The sequence below is a fragment of the Cupriavidus sp. P-10 genome, assembly GCF_003402535.2.
GTDB lineage: Bacteria > Pseudomonadota > Gammaproteobacteria > Burkholderiales > Burkholderiaceae > Cupriavidus.
In genome coordinates this window covers 3,335,314-3,348,933 of sequence record NZ_AP025170.1, presented here as the reverse complement: position 1 = coordinate 3,348,933, position 13,620 = coordinate 3,335,314, and the positions used below count along the sequence as shown (strand labels likewise).

Sequence of the window (13,620 nt, the reverse complement as noted above, 5' to 3'; positions counted from 1 at the left end):
GTTGAGGGCACTCGATCGTGTGCGCGTTGACTAGGCTTTTGGGGCTCGCAACGCGCGGACGAAGGCTCTTGGCTTGCGCCCTCGGCGCCGGCAGGCCGGTGTCTGGCGTGCCGCGCACCCTTTGAGCGTTGCCCGCGCGGTTGCGCGGTTCTTTCTACCCGAGCCGGGTTGTCGCTATCCGTCATGCACGCCGAGCCGACCGGACTTGCCGCGGGCAGGGCACAAAAAAACCCGCCATGGTCTGGCGGGTTTCTGGTTCTCTGGTTGTAATGGGACCAGCCTCACTCTTCCTCATCAAACGGCAACGCGCGACGCGGCGGCGGTGGCCGCTTGCCGATCGTCACCGTCAGGTCCGTCGGCTTGCCCCGGCGGATCACGGTCATCTTGATGTCCACGCCAGGCTTGAGCTGTGCAATGGCATTGAGAAGGGCCGTCGTGTCAGTGATTGAAAGGCCATCCACCTTCGTCAGCACATCCCCCGGCTTTACTCCCGCTTTGTCCGCCGGACCGCCCTGGACCACCGCGGCGATCAGTGCCCCTTCCTTCGCATCCAGCCCGAAGGACTCGGCAATCTCCGGCGTCATATCCTGCGGCTCGACGCCGATCCAGCCGCGTGTGACGCTGCCAGTGGAAATGATCGACTCCATCACTTGCTTGGCCGTGGAAACCGGGATCGCAAAGCCAATCCCGAGCGAGCCGCCCGAACGCGAGTAGATCGCTGTATTGATGCCCAGCAGGTTGCCCTGTGCGTCAACCAGCGCCCCGCCTGAATTGCCCGGGTTGATCGCCGCGTCGGTCTGGATGAAGTTCTCGAAGGTGTTGATACCCAGGTGGCTACGCCCCAGCGCGGACACGATGCCCATCGTCACCGTCTGGCCGACGCCGAACGGGTTGCCGATGGCCAGCACCACATCGCCGACCTTCACGTTCTCCAGCCGGCCCAGCGTGATCGCGGGCAGGTCCTTCAGCGTCACCTTCAGCACGGCCAGGTCGGTCTCCGGGTCGGAGCCGACCACCTTGGCGTTGGCCTTGCGGCCGTCGGTCAGCGCAATCTCGATCTCGTCAGCGCCATCCACCACGTGGTGGTTGGTTAGAATGTAACCCTCGGCACTGACAATCACGCCCGATCCCAGGCTCGACACCGGCTCCTGCCGCTCAGGCAGGCGGTCGCCGAAGAAGAAGCGGAACCACGGGTCCTCGGCTTGCGGGTTGGGCGAGCGCTTGTTGCCGTTCTTGCTGGTAAAGATATTGACCACGGCCGGCATGGCCTGCTGCGCGGCTTCGCTGTAGGACCCCTCGGCGGCGGGGCCGGAAACGTTGGGCACCACTTCCTTGAGCGCGACGATAGGCGAGCCCGACTGGACCGCGACGCGCCCCCTCTGCAGCCAATCAGGCTTGAGCGTTGCCACGACGAACCAGACCGCCAGCACGACGGTGACAGCCTGGGCAAAGAACAGCCAAAAGCGCCGCAACATATTGGAGTTTTGAGCAGAAAATGAAAACAAAAGAGCTTGAATTGTACTTGAACGACCTGTTGGAAGTTTCCCGTTACAAGGACTATTGTCCCAACGGGCTGCAAGTGCAAGGTTGCCCGGAAGTCACTCACATCGTCACTGGCGTCACGGCGAGCCTGGCACTGGTCGAGGCCGCGGCCGAAGCCGGCGCCGACGCCATCCTCGTCCATCACGGCTATTTCTGGAAAAACGAGGATGCGCGTGTGGTCGGGCAGAAGCACGCACGCCTGAAGCGGCTGCTGGGCGCAGACATCAACCTGTTTGCCTTCCACCTGCCGCTGGACAACCATCCGGAATTCGGCAACAACGCGCAGCTCGGGCTGCAGCTCGGCTTCACGCCGACCGGGCGTTTCAGCGATGACCAGCTCGGCTGGACCGGCACCTTGCCCGCGCCGATGCCGCTGTCCGCGCTGGCGGCGCACGTTGGTGGCGTGCTCGGGCGAGAGCCGCTGGCCATTGGCGAGCCGGAGCAGATGATCCGCACGATTGGCTGGTGCACGGGCGGGGCGCAAGGCTACTTCGATGCGGCGGTGGCGGCGGGCGTCGATGCCTACCTGAGTGGCGAGGTCTCGGAGCAGACCACGCACCTCGCGCGTGAGAGCGGCGTGGCGTATCTCGCCGCCGGCCATCACGCAACCGAGCGCTACGGCATCCGCTCACTGGGCGAGCATGTGGCGCAACGCTTCGGATTGCGGCACACATTCATCGATATTCCCAATCCTGTCTGACGCAAAACAATACGGCCCCATCGGGGCCGTTTTATCGTTCTGGACTCAGCGCGTCTTGAGGGCGTCGCGGATCTCGCGCAGCAGCGCAACTTCCTCAGGCGGTGCGGCTGGCGGGGGGGGCGGTTCCTTCTCCCGCATCTTGTTGAACGCGCGCACCATCATGAAGATGATGAAGGCCAAGATTAGAAAGTTGACAACGATAGTCAGGAAATTGCCATAGGCAAATACGGGCACGCCAGCCTTCTTCAGCGCATCCAATGTCATTGGCGTTCCAGGCGGCGGATCGGCCAGCGTGACAAACATATTAGAGAAGTCCAGCTTGCCGACTATACGGCCCACTACCGGCATGATCAGGTCATTGACCACAGAATCCACAATTTTCCCGAATGCAGCGCCGATGATCACACCGACCGCGAGGTCGATGACGTTGCCGCGCATTGCAAAGGTCTTGAATTCCGAGATCATGCCCATGGGGGGTTCTCCTTCTTGTTGCTAGCGATGAACGGTATCAAGCTATCAGCCTGCCGCATCACTGCCCGGAAAGCAAGTCTGGAGGCGGATTTCCGGCATGCATGTCCGATTATCGCGCATGGATAAGGCAATTTGCGCCTATCTAGTGCGCAGATGTCTAAGGTACACTTTATGGTTGACGCAAAATCTAAATTGACTTCCCCTGGGGTTTGGAATGAGTGACCAGCAAGACGTGAAGAGCGTGGATAAAGGTCGCCGCAATTGGTTGATCGCGACATCCGTCGCTGGCGGCGTCGGAGGCGTGGCGGTAGCGGTTCCTTTCGTCAGTACCTTTGCACCATCGGAGAAAGCCAAGGCCGCGGGTGCGCCAGTCGAAGCAGATATCGGTGCGCTGAAGCCGGGCGAGATGATGACTGTCGAATGGCGCGGCAAGCCGGTCTGGATCATGAAGCGGACCGACGAACAGCTGGCCTCGCTGAAGAAGACGGACGGCGAGGTGGCCGATCCGAATTCCGAGATTCCTTTCACCATGCAGACGCCGGACTACTGCAGGAACGAAACCCGTTCGCGCGCAGAACACAAGGACGTCCTGGTCGTGGTCGGCATCTGTTCCCACCTCGGCTGCTCGCCTTCCGGCCCCTTTGCTTCCGGTGCGAACCCCCAGCTCGGCGCCGATCCCGGTTTCCTTTGCCCTTGCCACGGCTCCACGTTCGACCTGGCCGGGCGCGTCTTCAAGAACAAGCCGGCTCCGCAAAATCTCGATGTTCCCCCCTACCAATTCCTGACTGACACCAAGATCGTGATCGGCAAGGATGAGAAAGGAGAAGCCTGATCATGGCGGCCGAAAAACAAGTCAAGACAACCGGCCTGATGGGCTGGATCGACGCCCGCTTCCCGGCAACGCAACTGTGGGAAGACCACCTTTCCAAGTACTACGCGCCGAAGAACTTCAACTTCTGGTACTTCTTCGGTTCGCTCGCGCTGCTGGTGCTGGTGATCCAGATCGTCACGGGCATTTTCCTGGTGATGAACTACAAGCCGGACGGCACGCTCAACGCCGCCGGCATTCCCGTGGCCTTCGCCAGCGTGGAATACATCATGCGCGAAGTCCCGTGGGGCTGGCTGGTGCGCTACATGCATTCGACCGGTGCCTCGGCCTTCTTTGTCGTGGTCTACCTGCATATGTTCCGCGGGCTGCTGTACGGTTCGTACCGCAAGCCGCGTGAGCTGGTCTGGATCTTCGGCTGCCTGATCTTCCTGTGCCTGATGGCGGAAGCCTTCATGGGCTACCTGCTGCCGTGGGGCCAGATGTCCTACTGGGGCGCGCAGGTGATCGTGAACCTGTTCTCCGCGATTCCGGTGATCGGCCAGGACCTGTCGCTGTTCATCCGCGGCGACTACGTGGTGAGCGATGCCACGCTGAACCGCTTCTTCTCGTTCCACGTCATCGCGGTGCCGCTGGTGCTGCTGGGCCTGGTGATCGCGCACATCATCGCGCTGCACGAAGTGGGCTCGAACAACCCGGACGGCGTCGAGATCAAGGCCAGGAAGGACGAGAATGGTATCCCGCTGGATGGCATCCCGTTCCACCCGTACTACTCGGTGCACGATACGCTGGGCGTTGCCGGCTTCCTGCTCATCTTCTCGGCGGTGATCTTCTTCTTCCCGGAAGTGGGCGGCTATTTCCTGGAACACAACAACTTCTTCCCGGCTGATCCGCTGAAGACCCCGCCGCATATCGCGCCGGTCTGGTACTTCACGCCGTTCTACTCGATGCTGCGCGCCACCACGTCGAACTTCCTGCCGATCCTGTGGGTGTTCTTCGCGCTGCTGCTCGGCATGGTGTTCCTGCGCAGCAAGGACGCACGCGTCAAGGTCGGTGCGGTTGCCATCGCCGTGATCCTGGCCGTGGGCTTCTACTTCATCGACGCCAAGTTCTGGGGCGTGCTGGTGATGGGCGGCTCGGTCGTGATCCTGTTCTTCCTGCCGTGGCTGGACTGCTCGCCGGTCAAGTCCATCCGCTATCGTCCTGCTTTCCACAAGACCATCCTGATCGTCTTTGTGGTGGTGTTCCTGGTGCTTGGCTATCTCGGCGTGCAACCGCCGTCGCCGGTTGGTGAGAAGGTGTCGCAGCTCGGTACGCTGCTGTACTTCGCCTTCTTCCTGACCATGCCGCTGTGGAGCCGTGCCGGCGAGTTCAAGCCGGTGCCGGAGCGTGTCACGTTCCATCCGCACTGAGCGACGCGAACCCCGACAAGAGCACAAGGACACAAGATGAAAAAGCTGCTTTCGATCATCGCGCTGGCCGGCGCCTGCTTTGCCGGCGCGCCCGCCATGGCATCAGAGGGAGGCTTCCCGCTGGAGCCGGCACCGGTGAATACTGCCGACCTGTCGTCGCTGCAGCGCGGCGCCAAGCTGTTCGTCAACTACTGCCTGAACTGCCACGGCGCATCGATGATGCGCTACAACCGGCTGAAGGACATCGGCCTCACCGACGACCAGATCCGCCAGAACCTGCTGTTCAGCGCGGACAAGGTCGGCGAGACCATGACCATCGCCATGCAGCCGAAGGAAGCCAAGGCCTTCTTCGGCGCGCAGCCGCCGGACCTGTCGGTGATTGCGCGTGCCCGCGGCGACGACTGGCTCTATACCTACCTGCGCACCTTCTACCGTGACGACAGCCGCGCCACCGGCTGGAACAACCTGGTGTTCCCGAGCGTCGGCATGCCGCACGTGCTTTGGGAACTGCAGGGCCAGCGCGCCGCCAAGTTCACGGAAGTGGAAGAGCATGGCGAGAAGGTGCACAAGTTCGCCGGCTTCGAGCAACTGAGCCCGGGCAAGATGAGCAAGGTCGAGTATGACCAGGCCACTGCCGATCTGGTCAGTTTCCTGGACTGGATGGCCGAGCCCGCGCAGAACCACCGCAAGCGCCTGGGCGTATGGGTGCTGCTGTTCCTGGGCGTGTTCACCGTCTTCGCGTGGCGCCTGAACGCGGCTTACTGGAAGGATGTGAAGTAAGTCGTCGGCGGCCCGGCCCGGGTCGCCACTGCCCGAAGGCCAGATGCGGAGGTTGCGAAAGCAGCATCGCTCTGGCCTTTTTCATTGGATCCGGTTCCGAGTAAGTGCATCAAATGCCACTTATTTGCTTTTCGGTGCCCGATTTTGGCAGAATGTCAGACCTTACCGTCCGACCCTGCTTCGGCTAAGCCCAAGGAATCCAACCATGATGGTGTTGTATTCGGGTACGACTTGCCCGTTTTCCCAACGTTGCCGCCTTGTCCTGTTTGAAAAGGGCATGGATTTTGAAATCCGCGACGTCGACCTGTTCAACAAGCCCGAAGATATTTCGGTGATGAACCCGTACGGCCAGGTACCCATCCTGGTCGAGCGCGACCTCATCCTGTATGAGTCGAATATCATCAACGAATACATCGACGAGCGCTTCCCGCACCCGCAGCTGATGCCGGCCGACCCGGTCCAGCGCGCCCGCGCCCGCCTGTTCCTGTTCAACTTCGAAAAGGAACTGTTCACGCACGTGTACACGCTCGAGAACGAAAAGGGCAAGGCTGCGGAGAAGAACCACGAGCGCGCCCGTGCCGCGATCCGCGACCGTTTGACGCAGCTCGCGCCGATCTTCGTCAAGAACAAGTACATGCTGGGCGAAGAGTTCTCGATGCTCGACGTCGCCATCGCGCCGCTGCTGTGGCGCCTGGACCACTACGGCATCGAGCTGTCGAAGAACGCCGCGCCGCTGCTGAAGTATGCTGAACGCATTTTCAGCCGTCCCGCATACATCGAAGCGCTCACCCCGTCCGAGAAGGTGATGCGCCGCTAACCGGCACCGGCCCGAAGGCAACCGCCCTCGGGCCACCACGGCGCCACTGGAAGCACAATGCCTGAAACCTCCACCAAGCCCTACCTGATCCGCGCCATTTATGAGTGGTGCACGGACAACGGCTTCACGCCGTACGTCGCCGTGTTCGTCGACGCCAACACCAACGTGCCGCGCGAGTTCGTGAAGAACAACGAGATCGTGCTCAACGTGAGCTTCGACGCCACCAGCGGCCTGGACATGGGCAACGAGTGGATCACCTTCAGCGCGCGCTTCGGCGGTGTCTCGCGCAAGATCGACGTCCCTGTCGAGAACGTGCTGGCCATCTACGCCCGCGAAAACGGGCAGGGCATGGCCTTCCCGGTCGAGCGCAGCCTGCCGGAAACGCAGGCCGCCACCGAACGCGAAAACAACCCGCCGCCCAAGCTGGCGCCGGTAGAAGCCGAAACCCCGGCAGCTACCGTCGACTCCGGCCCGGGCGACGACGAAACACCGCCCCCGGTGCCTCGCATCGGCGGCAAGAAGCCAGCGTTGAAGGTGGTGAAGTAAGCCATCCCAAAGTTGGCTGCGATGCAGTAGAATCGCGGTCTGCACCAGACATGCCGGCTTAGCTCATCAGGTAGAGCAGTTGATTTGTAATCATCAGGTGGCGGGTTCGAGTCCTGCAGCCGGCACCAGATAGAAGAACGGGCTACGCGATACGCGTAGCCCGTTTTGTTTTGCACCGCACCCGGTTTTGGACTAGATGTCCCCGCCGGCGCCCGCAAGCGCCTGCCTGAGCCGATAGGCCGCGCCGATCCGCTTGAACGGTTCCCCCGGTATCCAGCCAGGATTGCTGTTCGCCAGGATGAAGTCCAGCTCCGGGCTGCGCATGCCGTTCATGTATTCCGCCATGAAGTGGCCAAGGTAGGTGCCCTTGGCCACGCCGACACCGTTGCATCCGACGACGCAGTAGAGATTGTCAGCCTCCCGGCGAAACACCGATTGGTGGTTGGATGTCACGGTGATCATGCCGCCCCAGGTGTATTCGAGAACCTTTTCAGCCAGAAAGGGAAAACGGGCTGCAAACGACCGTCGGTGCTGTATCCAGGCAGCATGCAAGTCCGCGTCGCTGCTGCGCAGGGCAGGCCGCAGCGCGAAGGTGTTGCGGACGAAGATGCGCCGGTCAGGTGTGTAGCGCACGGTAGTGCCGCCCGGATGCGCTGAAGTGGTGCCCCATGGCCGTACGCCGTTGAAGCAGGTAGCAACCTCCTTCTCGGACAGGGGCGCGGTAAGGCTCGCGTAGGTGAATACCGGCGCAATCCGATTCCTCGCACCGCCAAAGCCCGCGGAGAAGCTGCCCACCGTCAGGGCCAGGGCATCGGCGCGCACGGTACCGCCCAGAAACCTCAGCGTATGAACCGGGCCGTCTTCCCTGGCGAGGACCGGGCTCGCTTCGAACAGCGTGACGGACTTCGGTAGCGCCGCGGCCAGGCCTCGCACCAGCGACGCCGGATTGACCAGCACATTGCCCGGCGTGTACACCGCCGCCTGGTAGTAGTCGGTGCCCAGCCGCCGCGCAAGCGCCTGGCCTTGCAGTTGTTCGCATGGAAAGCCTGCCGCCTTCAGGGATGCCTCGAAGTGTTCGAGAGCCGCCAGATTGCCGTCTTCGCGCGCGGACATGTATTTGCCTGCGTCGTCCCACGCGCAATCGATTCGGTAGCGATCCTTCAGGCTTCGCAATTGCGCGATCGCGAAGTTGTTCAGGGCGAAGAGTTGGCGATCGTGATCGATATCGGCTGCACCGCCATCGACGTTGTGCGGGACATCGATGATGAAGCCCGCGTTGCGCCCGGACGCGCCCTGGCCCACCTCGAGCGCATCGATCAGTGCGATCCTTGCCTCGGGGCGAAGCTCAGCCAGGCGCCGAGCCAGCGAGACCCCGGTGAAACCCGCGCCGACGATGGCGACGTCGAAACGATGGTCCCCTTTCAGGCGAGTACCGAGTGGCAAATGACGGGACGGCGAAGTTTCATACCAGCCGAGGTCGCCGTCGATGGCTGGACGCTTGCGTATTGAATGCATGAGACAGCGAGACGACGCGCCTGAGCGCGCCCGTCATGGAGACATGGACAGAGCGCCGCTTGGGCGCGTGCCGAGCGTGGGATCTTAGCAGGATCGCTTCGCAGCGCGTTTCGAGCCCATTTCGAGCCCCTGTAGTTGGCGCCATTCCTTGTGCAACTCGCGCCGTCATTCTGGCTGCTCCCGCCAAGGCGATATGAGTGCCCGGAGGGCGGTGGTAACCTTGCCAGGTCTCAGCCCCAGCCGCTCCGCCCGTGCACCCCTCCGACTCCCGCATCTGGCGATCCGCCCCCGAGCAGCGCGCCTATGAAGACGCCCGCCGCCGCGTCCGCGCGCTGCGCTTCTTCTATATGCACGCCATGGTCTATGTGGTGGTCAACGGATTGATGATCGCCTTCCATCTGTTTGGATCGCCGCATCGCCCCTGGTCTGGCGGGATGCTGATTGGTTGGGGCGTCGGCCTGGCGATGCATGGTGTCATGACCTGGGCCCGGGTCGGGCTGCTTGGCCGCGACTGGGAAGAGCGCAAGATCGCTGAATACATGGCGCGCGAGCAGGTGCGCACGCTGTCGACCGAGAAGCAGCTGGTCGAAGCGCGAATGAAGTTGCTGCAGGCCCAGATCGAGCCGCATTTCCTGTTCAATACGCTCGCCAACGTGGTCAGCCTGATCGAACCGGCGCCGCACAAGGCCACGCTGATGCTGGAGCATTTCATTGCCTACCTGCGTGCCTCGCTGGCGGCGAGCCGCGCCACGCAGGGCACGGTGGCGCAGGAGGCGAAACTGCTGCGCGATTATCTGGCCCTGATACGCATCCGGATGGGAGACCGGCTGCATTATTCGATCCATGTCGACCCCGAACTTGAGCCGGTGCCGCTGGCACCGATGCTGTTGCAGCCAGTGGTCGAGAACGCGATCAAGCATGGCCTGGAGCCGAAGATCGAAGGCGGGCGGCTGCTGGTCCGGTTGGAGCGGCAGGGCGCTCGCATGCTCGCCACCATCGAGGACGATGGCATGGGCTTTCGTCCGACGGCGGGCTCGGGCGTGGGCCTTGCCAACCTGCGCGAGCGGCTGGCCGTGCTGTATGACGGCGACGCGCACGTGCGCATCGAAGAGCGCTCGCCCGGCACTGCGGTGCTGATCGATATTCCCATGCCGCAGTCCGTTCGAACCGGAGATGCTCCATGACGCTGACCGCATTGATTGCCGACGACGAAGAGCACCTGCGCGCCCATCTGCGCGCAAAACTGGAACGCTTGTGGCCGGAACTGCAGATCGTCGCCGAGGCCACCAACGGTATTGAAGCGGCCGAAGCCATTGCGCGGCTGTCGCCCAGCGTTGCCTTCCTCGATATCAAGATGCCAGGGTTGTCAGGGCTGGAAGTGGCGCAGGGCATTGAAGCCGATACGCGGCTGGTGTTCGTCACCGCCTATGACGAATTCGCGCTGGATGCCTTTGAACGCGCCGCGGTGGATTACCTGGTCAAGCCAGTCAGCGACGAGCGGCTCGGCCGGACCATCGAGCGCTTGCGCAAGGCACTGCAGGACGCGGCGCCGTTGCCTGAACTGGCGCAACTGCTGAGCCAGCTGACTCGGGGGCAGCAGCCGCGCCCCGAGAACGCCGGCCTGCTGCGCTGGGTCCGTGCCAGTCGCGGCAACACCACCAGCCATGTGCCGATTCAGGACGTGATGTATTTCCAGAGCGACGACAAATACGTGGTCGTACATACCCGCGAGGGCGAGCACCTGATCCGCACGCCGCTGGCGGAGTTGATCGCCGGCCTGGATCCCGAGGTGTTCTGGCAGATCCACCGCTCGTCGATCGTCAACATGGAATACGTGGCCGGCACGCGCCGCGATGAATCCGGGCGGCTGTTTGTGCGGATGCGGAATAGCGAGACGGAGTTGGCGGTATCGCGCGCCTATATGCACAAGTTCCGGCAGATGTAATGCGGCGGCAGCGCAGCGTGCTGCCGCGGCCTGCGCGCTTCACTGACGATCCATGAATTCCTGGATCTTGCGCTGCTCCCAGTCCCGCCCGCGGCGCGACAGCCGCATCCAGACCAGCAATCCGTGCACGCCCAGCCCAAGGCCCCAGGCGAGCGTGGTGGTCAGCGGCCACGGCCAGCCGGTCGTGGCGTAGTGCGACCACGACGGGCTGCCAAAGTAGAAGAAGCGGAACCACAGCCACGCATTGACCACGACATAGACCAGCAGGTGGATGTACCAGCCGCGCAAGGCACGGACCATCCGGCGGGCACGCCAGTAGGCCATGGCATTCGGGTCGTTGGGCGGGTAGGGTTGGTGCATCTCGTGGCGCATGGGATACCTCGGCATGGGGTCGTTGTCATGCGTAAGGTATATGCGACCGGAAAGGGCAGTACCAGTGCCATGGGCTGAATCGACGGATATCGTTCGCAAATGGCTGACGTCCTGGCGCGAATGTCATCGCGCACATTATGTGGGTAAGGCCGGCGATCGAAGATTGGCGGCATGTCAGGCAGGCTCGCCAAAGTCGAGCAGTATCTTGCAGCTCTCGCGCGGGTTGTGTTCGGCAAGGTCCAGGGCATGGGTGACTTCGTGGAAATCGATCTGGTGCGTGACGATGCAGCCGGGGTCGACCAGCCCCTGGGAGATCCAGTCGACCACCGTGGGGAACATGTCGCAGTTCAGGCGCGAGGCATAGAGCGTGAGTTCCTTCCGGGTCAGTTCCATCTGCGGAACGGCCGATGGTGTCGCGGAAAAGCCCAGTACGCCGATGCGTCCTGCCGGGGCGGCAATGCGCACGGCTTCTTCCAGGATCGATGGGTGGCAGACCGCGTCGTAGATCAGTGTCGGGCCCTCAGCCACGCCGCGCTTTGCAAGGGCCTGTTCGATGGCTTCATCCGAGGTGTTGACGACCTCTTCCGCCTCGGCGCCGCAATGGCGGGCCAAGGCCAGGCGTTCGTCGAGGTGGTCGGCGATAAGCACTCGTACACCGTAGACGCGTTTAAGTACCTGCAGCAGATTCAGCCCGATAGGACCAGCGCCATAGATCAACGCGATGTCTTCGCACAGCACGCCAGTGCGGTGGGTAATATTTGCCGCGACGGCGAAGGGCTCGATCACTGCCGCGCTCGTCGCCGCCATGCCAGCGGGCACCGTGTAGGCATTGCACGCCGGCACGCAGGCGTATTCGCTGAAGCCTCCATCGCGGTGCACGCCGATTACCTGCATGCGGCTGCAGACGTTGCGCCGGCCAATGCGGCAGGCGTGGCATTGGCCGCAGCTGATGACCGGGTCCACCACCACGCGCTCGCCGATGCGCTGAGCGCTGACGCCCGCGCCGACGGCGTCGATATGACCCATGAATTCATGGCCGATCACGCGAGGGTACGCGGCAAACGGATTCTTGCCGTGGAAGATATGCAGGTCGGAGCCGCAGATGCCGGCATAGCGCACGCGCAGGCGCACTTCTCCGGGAGCAGGGGTGGGGATGGGCCTCGTGCACAAGGCCAGGCTGTGGGGTTGGTCGACGACGATGCTCAACATGTTGGGTTCTGGTGGCATGAAGGGCGCCATGTGTGGAGGAAGTGAGCGCGATCTGTCGCGTGCCGGGCTACCAGTTCCACATCCCTCCGTCGGGCAGCCTTGCCACCGGCAGGTAGGCACGCTCATAGGGGTACCTGGCGGCCAGTGCTTCGTCGATGTCGACGCCAAGCCCAGGCACCTCGTCCATGGCCAGATAGCCGTCCTCAAAGCGATAGTTGTGCGGAAACACCTCGTCGGTCAGCGCGTTGTGCGGCATCAGTTCCTGGATGCCGAAGTTCGGCGCCCACAGCCCGAAGTTGACCGCCGCCGCCATGCACACCGGCGACAGGTCGGTGGCGCCGTGGAAACCCGTGCGCACCTGGTGCATCGCGGCGAAGTCCGCAATGCGCCGCACATGGGTGATGCCGCCGGCATGGACGATGGTGGTGCGGATGAAGTCGATCAGCTGGTTGCCGATGAGGTCCTTGCAATCCCAGATCGAATTGAAGACTTCTCCCACCGCCAGCGGCGTGGTGGTGTGCTGGCGGATCAGGCGGAAGGTGTCCTGGTTCTCGGCCGGCGTGGCGTCTTCCAGCCAGAACAGGCTGAACGGTTCGAGTGCCTTGCCAAGACGGGCCGCTTCGATCGGCGTCAGCCGGTGGTGCGCATCATGCAGCAGGTGTGGCCCGAAGCCGACGGCATCGCGCACCTTGCGGAACAGTTCCGGCGTGTGATGCAGGTAGAGGGCGGTGTCCCACGGCTCTTCCGTCGGGAGCCCCTTCTCCGCGGGTTCATAGTGGCCGGGCTGCTTGCCGACGCCATACACCTTTGAGAGTCCCGGTACGCCGGACTGCACACGGATTGCCTTGAAGCCCTCCGCGATGTGCCGGTGGACGGCATCGACGGCTTCTTCGTGGTCGCGGCCGTTGGCGTGCCCGTAGACCAGCAGCCGTTGCCGGCTCTTGCCGCCCAGAAGCTGGTACACCGGCATGTTCGCCAGCTTGCCGAGGATATCCCATAGCGCCATGTCGATCGCGGCGATCGCTGTCATCGTGACGGGCCCGCGCCGCCAGTAGGCGCCGCGATACAGGTACTGCCAGATGTCTTCGATGCAACGCGGGTCGCGACCGATGAGGCAGGGAATGACATGCGCGTCGAGGTAAGCGCTGACCGCAAGCTCGCGGCCGTTGAGCGTGGCATCGCCAAGTCCGTAGACGCCCTGGTCCGTCATCACCTTGACCGTGACGAAGTTGCGGCCCGGACAGGTGACGATGGTTTGTATCCGTTCGATCTTCAAGACGTGCTCCGGCGGTTGCGTGCTTCCATGCGGGGTGCCATGGCTCTGACGGCATGGAAGGGGATGCGAAGCAGGTTACCTTGCGAAAACAGGGACGGATACGAGCGGATTCTGCAGCGGGAAAGCGCATGCGCTGCACAAATCTTGCGAAACGGCTGCACGTCTGCAGCATTTACCAATGGTACGTTTTGCCATCGTCCACAGCACGG

General features: G+C 62.9%; 14 protein-coding genes and 1 tRNA gene. 9 read left to right on the top strand and 6 right to left on the bottom strand.

What is annotated here, in order from left to right; genetic code table 11:
- Positions 1-281 precede the first annotated feature (281 nt).
- The gene (locus CTP10_RS15370) at positions 282-1,475 is read right to left on the bottom strand and encodes a Do family serine endopeptidase (protein WP_116320288.1); all 1,194 of its coding nucleotides are present in this window, start codon (positions 1,473-1,475) and stop codon (positions 282-284) included.
- Between the two features lie 20 nt (positions 1,476-1,495).
- Here CTP10_RS15370 and CTP10_RS15365 point away from each other — a divergent pair, with 20 nt between their 5' ends.
- The gene (locus CTP10_RS15365; protein ID WP_116320287.1) at positions 1,496-2,242 is read left to right on the top strand and encodes a Nif3-like dinuclear metal center hexameric protein; all 747 of its coding nucleotides are present in this window, start codon (positions 1,496-1,498) and stop codon (positions 2,240-2,242) included.
- Between the two features lie 45 nt (positions 2,243-2,287).
- Here CTP10_RS15365 and mscL read toward each other — a convergent pair whose 3' ends face one another.
- On the bottom strand, positions 2,288-2,713 hold the full coding sequence (gene mscL, locus CTP10_RS15360) for a large conductance mechanosensitive channel protein MscL (RefSeq protein ID WP_116320286.1): 426 nt from the start codon (positions 2,711-2,713) through the stop codon (positions 2,288-2,290).
- Positions 2,714-2,927: 214 nt separating this feature from the next.
- On the opposite strand from mscL, the gene petA reads away from it, so the two are divergent.
- From petA to CTP10_RS15330, 6 genes are all read left to right on the top strand, one after another.
- Entirely contained in the window at positions 2,928-3,545 is a 618-nt protein-coding gene (gene petA / locus CTP10_RS15355) for a ubiquinol-cytochrome c reductase iron-sulfur subunit (protein ID WP_116320285.1), read from the top strand.
- Between the two features lie 2 nt (positions 3,546-3,547).
- The gene (locus CTP10_RS15350) at positions 3,548-4,951 is read left to right on the top strand and encodes a cytochrome b (RefSeq protein ID WP_116320284.1); all 1,404 of its coding nucleotides are present in this window, start codon (positions 3,548-3,550) and stop codon (positions 4,949-4,951) included.
- A gap of 36 nt (positions 4,952-4,987) precedes the next feature.
- A complete protein-coding gene (locus CTP10_RS15345) occupies positions 4,988-5,731 on the top strand; it encodes a cytochrome c1 (RefSeq protein WP_116320283.1) in 744 nt (247 codons plus the stop codon).
- Positions 5,732-5,936: 205 nt separating this feature from the next.
- Positions 5,937-6,548 (top strand): glutathione S-transferase N-terminal domain-containing protein, encoded by a 612-nt coding sequence (locus tag CTP10_RS15340; protein ID WP_010812311.1) that lies wholly within the window; start codon positions 5,937-5,939, stop codon positions 6,546-6,548.
- A 57-nt stretch (positions 6,549-6,605) separates the two neighbouring features.
- Positions 6,606-7,094 carry a ClpXP protease specificity-enhancing factor gene (locus CTP10_RS15335; protein WP_116320282.1) on the top strand — a complete coding sequence of 163 codons (489 nt, stop codon included), beginning with the start codon at positions 6,606-6,608 and terminating at the stop codon, positions 7,092-7,094.
- Between the two features lie 52 nt (positions 7,095-7,146).
- Positions 7,147-7,222 (top strand) — tRNA-Thr (locus tag CTP10_RS15330).
- A gap of 64 nt (positions 7,223-7,286) precedes the next feature.
- Here CTP10_RS15330 and CTP10_RS15325 read toward each other — a convergent pair.
- Positions 7,287-8,609: an NAD(P)/FAD-dependent oxidoreductase gene (locus CTP10_RS15325; RefSeq protein ID WP_116320281.1), complete on the bottom strand. Its 1,323-nt coding sequence runs from the start codon at positions 8,607-8,609 to the stop codon at positions 7,287-7,289.
- Between the two features lie 251 nt (positions 8,610-8,860).
- On the opposite strand from CTP10_RS15325, the gene CTP10_RS15320 reads away from it, so the two are divergent.
- On the top strand, positions 8,861-9,793 hold the full coding sequence (locus tag CTP10_RS15320) for a sensor histidine kinase (protein WP_116320280.1): 933 nt from the start codon (positions 8,861-8,863) through the stop codon (positions 9,791-9,793).
- The gene (locus CTP10_RS15315) at positions 9,790-10,554 is read left to right on the top strand and encodes a LytR/AlgR family response regulator transcription factor (RefSeq protein ID WP_116320279.1); all 765 of its coding nucleotides are present in this window, start codon (positions 9,790-9,792) and stop codon (positions 10,552-10,554) included. The genes CTP10_RS15320 and CTP10_RS15315 overlap by 4 nt, the downstream gene beginning before the upstream one ends.
- Before the next feature lie 39 nt (positions 10,555-10,593).
- Here CTP10_RS15315 and CTP10_RS15310 read toward each other — a convergent pair whose 3' ends face one another.
- From CTP10_RS15310 to manD, 3 genes are all read right to left on the bottom strand, one after another.
- On the bottom strand, positions 10,594-10,914 hold the full coding sequence (locus CTP10_RS15310; protein ID WP_029048376.1) for a 2TM domain-containing protein: 321 nt from the start codon (positions 10,912-10,914) through the stop codon (positions 10,594-10,596).
- Positions 10,915-11,100: 186 nt separating this feature from the next.
- Positions 11,101-12,135, bottom strand: a complete 1,035-nt coding sequence (locus CTP10_RS15305) for a Zn-dependent oxidoreductase (RefSeq protein WP_116320367.1) — start codon at positions 12,133-12,135, stop codon at positions 11,101-11,103.
- A 67-nt stretch (positions 12,136-12,202) separates the two neighbouring features.
- Positions 12,203-13,411 (bottom strand): D-mannonate dehydratase ManD, encoded by a 1,209-nt coding sequence (manD, locus tag CTP10_RS15300; RefSeq protein ID WP_116320278.1) that lies wholly within the window; start codon positions 13,409-13,411, stop codon positions 12,203-12,205.
- Positions 13,412-13,620 lie beyond the last annotated feature (209 nt).

Bases quoted from the DNA above. Each gene is read 5' to 3' on its own strand.
- CTP10_RS15315 (WP_116320279.1), top strand. From the start codon at position 9,790: ATGACGCTGACCGCATTGATTGCCGACGACGAAGAGCACCTGCGCGCC.
- petA (WP_116320285.1), top strand. From the start codon at position 2,928: ATGAGTGACCAGCAAGACGTGAAGAGCGTGGATAAAGGTCGCCGCAAT.
- CTP10_RS15310 (WP_029048376.1), bottom strand. From the start codon at position 10,914: ATGCACCAACCCTACCCGCCCAACGACCCGAATGCCATGGCCTACTGG.
- CTP10_RS15345 (WP_116320283.1), top strand. From the start codon at position 4,988: ATGAAAAAGCTGCTTTCGATCATCGCGCTGGCCGGCGCCTGCTTTGCC.
- CTP10_RS15325 (WP_116320281.1), bottom strand. From the start codon at position 8,609: ATGCATTCAATACGCAAGCGTCCAGCCATCGACGGCGACCTCGGCTGG.
- CTP10_RS15370 (WP_116320288.1), bottom strand. From the start codon at position 1,475: ATGTTGCGGCGCTTTTGGCTGTTCTTTGCCCAGGCTGTCACCGTCGTG.
- mscL (WP_116320286.1), bottom strand. From the start codon at position 2,713: ATGGGCATGATCTCGGAATTCAAGACCTTTGCAATGCGCGGCAACGTC.
- CTP10_RS15340 (WP_010812311.1), top strand. From the start codon at position 5,937: ATGATGGTGTTGTATTCGGGTACGACTTGCCCGTTTTCCCAACGTTGC.
- CTP10_RS15305 (WP_116320367.1), bottom strand. From the start codon at position 12,135: ATGTTGAGCATCGTCGTCGACCAACCCCACAGCCTGGCCTTGTGCACG.
- CTP10_RS15350 (WP_116320284.1), top strand. From the start codon at position 3,548: ATGGCGGCCGAAAAACAAGTCAAGACAACCGGCCTGATGGGCTGGATC.
- CTP10_RS15335 (WP_116320282.1), top strand. From the start codon at position 6,606: ATGCCTGAAACCTCCACCAAGCCCTACCTGATCCGCGCCATTTATGAG.
- CTP10_RS15365 (WP_116320287.1), top strand. From the start codon at position 1,496: ATGAAAACAAAAGAGCTTGAATTGTACTTGAACGACCTGTTGGAAGTT.